This is a genomic window from Phenylobacterium sp., from assembly GCF_030693805.1.
Taxonomy (GTDB): Bacteria; Pseudomonadota; Alphaproteobacteria; order Caulobacterales; family Caulobacteraceae; genus Phenylobacterium.
In genome coordinates, this window is the sequence record NZ_JAUXZW010000279.1 from 1 (window position 1) to 4,342 (window position 4,342).

Here is a 4,342-nt window from a genome sequence, read left to right on the forward strand (position 1 = left end):
GCTATGGCCGCGACCGTCGGGGAGTAAGCATCATGGAACGTTTCTGGGTCGTCGGCGGCGAATACAGCTGCATGGAGTTCAAGGCCCTCAAGGCCGGGGCGCCACAGGTCATGGGGCCGTTCGAAAATCGCGACGCCGCGACCCGGGCTTGGCGCCGCGTGTCGGACGAGACGCGGGCCTGCGCCACGGCCCGCTTCTCGATCGCCAGCGAGCGGCTGGTGATGCCCGCCTGAGACGCTTTCGCCGGTGAAGAATCCCACGGCCGGGTCCGCTAGAGTCCGCCCGCAACAGTTCCAAGGAACCACGCCCATGTCCGTCGCCCTCGACGCCCGACCTCAGGTGATGCTCGCCGCCCCGATTACGGGTCGCGGGGCGGAAGTGCTGACGCCAGAAGCCCTGACTTTCGTCGGCGAACTGCATCGACGCTTCGACGCGCGCCGACTGGAGCTGCTGGCCGCCCGCGTCCGCCGGCAGGCGGCGTTCGACACTGGCGAGACGCCTGACTTCCTGGCCGAGACCGCGACGGTGCGCGCCGGCGACTGGAAGGTCGCGCGCATCCCGGCCGACCTGCTGGACCGCCGCGTGGAGATCACCGGCCCGGTCGACCGCAAGATGATCATCAACGCCCTGAACTCCGGCGCGAAGGTGTTCATGGCCGACTTCGAGGACGCCACCAGCCCGACCTGGGACAATCTCATTGAGGGTCAGGTGAACCTGAAGGATCGCTGGGACGGAACCCTGGTCCACGTCGATCCGGTGTCGGGCAAGCGCTACGCCCTGGCCGCACGCCCGGCGACGCTGATCGTGCGCCCGCGCGGCTGGCACCTGCCGGAAGCCCACGTGCTGGTCGACGGCGCGGAGACCTCCGGCGCGCTGTTCGACTTTGGCCTCTACGCCTTCCACAACGCCCGCAACGCGATCGCCGCGGGCAGCGGGCCCTACTTCTACCTGCCGAAGATGGAGAGCCATCTTGAGGCGCGGCTGTGGAACGAGGTGTTCGTCTACGCCCAGTCGGCGCTGGGCCTGTCGGCCGGCACGTTCAAGGCCACCGTGCTGATCGAGACCCTGCCCGCCGCCTTCGAGATGGACGAGATCCTCTACGAGCTGCGCGACCATATCGTCGGCCTGAACTGCGGCCGCTGGGACTACATCTTCTCCTACATCAAGCGGATGAAGACCCACGCCGAGGCGGTCACCCCCGACCGTTCGCAGATGACCATGGGCCAGGCGTTCCTGCGCGCCTACTCGCTGAAGCTGATCCAGACCTGCCACCGGCGCGGCGCGTTCGCCATGGGCGGCATGGCCGCGCAGATCCCGATCAAGGGCGACGCCGAGGCCAACGCGCGCGCCTTCGACAAGGTGCGCGCCGACAAGGAGCGCGAGGCGGGCGACGGCCACGACGGCACCTGGGTCGCCCACCCCGACCTGGTCGCCGTGGCCATGGAGGTGTTCGACCGGCTGATGCCGCAGGCAAACCAACTCGACAAGCTGCGCTTGGACGTCGACGTCGACCGCGCGGCGATGCTCAAGGTGCACGATGGCGAACGTACCGAAGCTGGCCTGCGCGACAACATCCGCATCGGCGTCCAGTACATCGAGGCGTGGCTGGTCGGGCGCGGCGCGGTGCCGCTCTACAACCTCATGGAGGACGCAGCGACCGCCGAGATCAGCCGCGCGCAGATCTGGCAATGGATCCGCCACGCCGCCAAGCTCGCCGACGGCCGCACGGTCACCGCCGATCTGTTCGGCGTCCTGTTGGACGAGGAGCTGAAGGCGCTGCATGAGGGCGTGGCGCTGAACGCCTGCGGCCAGGGCCGCTTCGCTCGCGCCGGCCGCCTGTTCGCCGACATGAGCCTGTCGGAAAGCTTCGAGGAGTTCCTGACCCTGCCGGCCTACCGCGCGCTCTAGGAGCCGCGCTCAGATCGGCCGAACTCCCGCGAACGCCAGACCGCCGTCGACGGTGAGTGTCGAACCGACCACATAATCGCCGGCGCGCGAGGCCAGGTAGATGGCGGCGCCGGCCATGTCTTCGTCCGTACCGACGCGGCGGGCGGGGATCAGCGCGGCATACTCGTCAGAGCGCTCGCGCGCCGCGGCGTTCATGTCCGACGGGAAGTGGCCGGGCGCGATGGCGGTGACGATGATGTGCTCCGGCGCCAGATGGCCGGCCATGCGCCGCGTCAGGAACACCAGGCCCGACTTCGACGCCTGGTAGGAATAGGTCTCCTGCGGGTTGGGGTTCTGGCCGTCGATCGAGACGATGTTGATCACCTTGGCCGGGCGCTCGGCCGACGCCGCCGCCTTCAACGAGGCGTGCAGCGCCTGGGTGAGGAAGAACGGCGACTTGAGGTTCAGGTCCATGACCTTGTCCCACCCGCTCTCGGGGAAGGTCTCGAACGGCGCCGCCCACGCCGCGCCGGCGTTGTTCACCAGGATGTCGAGACTGGGCTCCAGTTCGGCATACCTGGCGGCCAGCGACTGACAGCCTTCGACCGTGGAGACATCCTGCGGCAGCGAGATGCAGGTTCCACCCAGCGCTGACAGCTCATCCGCCGCCGCATCGCAGACCCCCGGTTTGCGCGACGAGATATAGACCTTGGCCCCCTGGGCCAGATAGGCGCGCGCGATCGTCTTGCCGATCCCGCGTGAACCGCCGGTGACCAGCGCCGTGCGACCGGCGAGCGAAAACAGATCAGATCCCATAGGCGCTTTCCCTGGCTGCGGACGCGGACCCTAGCCATGGCGCCGAGCGTGGCAAGCCCGGGCGCAATTGACTTGCGCAGGGTCAGGCGCGCGAATAGCCCGCACCGAAGGCGCATCGCGCCCGACGCACAGAAACTCCGGGACAGGAAACATCCATGGCCGCGATCAACCCCGTCACCGACCTGACGCTCGATGGCGACGTGGCGGTGATCACCCTCAACTCCCCGCCGGTGAACGCCCTGTCGACGGCGGTTCGCACGGGGCTGTTCGAGGCTTTCACCCAGGCTGAGGCCGACCCCGCCGCCAAGGCGATCGTGCTGATCTGTGATGGCCGCACATTCGTCGCCGGCGCCGACATCACCGAGTTCGGCGGCGTACGCACCGGCGCGACACTGCAGGAGGTCCAGGCGCTGATGGAGGCTTCGCCCAAGCCGGTGGTCGCCGCGATCCACGGCACCGCGCTCGGCGGCGGGCTGGAGCTGGCGCTGTGCGCGCACTTCCGCGTCGCCGTTCCGTCCGCCAAGCTGGGCCTGCCGGAAGTGAAGCTGGGGCTGCTGCCGGGCGCCGGCGGCACCCAGCGGCTGCCGCGCATCGTCGGCGCCGCCAAGGCGTTGGAGATGATGGGCTTCGGCGAGCCCGCGCCGGCCAAGGACGCCCTGGCCATGGGCCTGGTCGACGAACTGACCGAGGAGGGCAAGCTGCGCGAGGGCGCGCTGGCTTTCGCCCGCCGCGCGGTCGCCGAGAAGCGACCCCTGCGCAAGGTCAGCGATAACGACGCCAAGGTGATCGCCGACCGCGGCAAGCCGGAGATCTTCGCCGACTTCCGCAAGGCCAACGCTCGCAAATTCCGCGGCTTCCTCGCGCCCGAATACAACATCCGCTGCATTGAGGCGGCCGTCGCCCTGCCCTTCGCCGAGGGCATCAAGGAAGAGGGCCGCCTGTTCGCCGAGCTGATGGCCGGACCGCAGTCGGCGGCCCAGCGCTTCAGCTTCTTCGCCGAACGCGAAGTGGCCAAGATCCCCGACATCCCGCGCGACACGCCCACCGTGGCGATCAAGAAGGTCGGCATCCTGGGCGCCGGCACCATGGGCGGCGGCATCGCCATGAACTTCGCCAACGCCGGCATCCCGGTGACCATCGTCGAGGTCAAGCAGGAGGCGTTGGACCGCGGGCTGGGGGTGATCCGCGGCAACTATGAGCGCACGGCGTCGCGCGGGGGCTTGAGCGCAGAGCAGGTGGCGACCCGCACCGGCCTGATCACCGGCTCGCTGGACATCGCCGCGCTGGCCGACGCCGACCTGGTGATCGAGGCGGTGTTCGAGCGGATGGACATCAAGAAGGAAGTGTTCGCCAAGCTGGACGCGGTCTGCAAACCGGGCGCGATCCTGGCCACCAACACCTCGTACCTGAACATCGACGAGATCGCCCAGGCGACCAAGCGGCCGGAACAGGTGATCGGCCTGCACTTCTTCTCGCCGGCCAACGTCATGCGGCTGGTGGAGATCATCCGCGCCGACAAGACCTCCAAGTCGGTGGTCGCCACGGCGCTCGCGCTCGCCAAGCAGATCGGCAAGGTCGGCGTAGTGGTCGGGGTCTCGCCGGGCTTTGTCGGCAACCGCATGCTGGCCCGCAGCCGCGC

At 68.9% G+C, this 4,342-nt stretch carries 4 protein-coding genes; 3 read left to right on the forward strand and 1 reads right to left on the reverse strand.

From position 1 onward, the window contains the following. Both Q8M88_RS10750 and aceB read left to right on the forward strand, forming a co-directional pair. Positions 1-233 (forward strand): hypothetical protein (locus tag Q8M88_RS10750; RefSeq protein ID WP_305597155.1); only part of this gene is annotated, 233 nt, incomplete at its 5' end. A gap of 76 nt (positions 234-309) precedes the next feature. Further along, positions 310-1,908, forward strand: coding sequence for a malate synthase A (aceB, locus tag Q8M88_RS10755; RefSeq protein WP_305597156.1), 1,599 nt, complete (start codon positions 310-312; stop codon positions 1,906-1,908). A gap of 9 nt (positions 1,909-1,917) precedes the next feature. Here the strand turns inward: aceB and Q8M88_RS10760 are convergent, their stop codons facing one another. After that, entirely contained in the window at positions 1,918-2,703 is a 786-nt protein-coding gene (locus Q8M88_RS10760; protein ID WP_305597157.1) for an SDR family oxidoreductase, read from the reverse strand. Between the two features lie 155 nt (positions 2,704-2,858). Here Q8M88_RS10760 and Q8M88_RS10765 point away from each other — a divergent pair. Continuing rightward, positions 2,859-4,342, forward strand: a 1,484-nt coding sequence (locus Q8M88_RS10765; RefSeq protein ID WP_305597158.1) for a 3-hydroxyacyl-CoA dehydrogenase NAD-binding domain-containing protein, incomplete at its 3' end; no start/stop codon positions are given.

What these genes read in the sequence shown, in the direction of transcription:
- aceB (WP_305597156.1), top strand. Translation starts at nt 310, where the DNA reads ATGTCCGTCGCCCTCGACGCCCGACCTCAGGTGATGCTCGCCGCCCCG.
- Q8M88_RS10760 (WP_305597157.1), bottom strand. Translation starts at nt 2,703, where the DNA reads ATGGGATCTGATCTGTTTTCGCTCGCCGGTCGCACGGCGCTGGTCACC.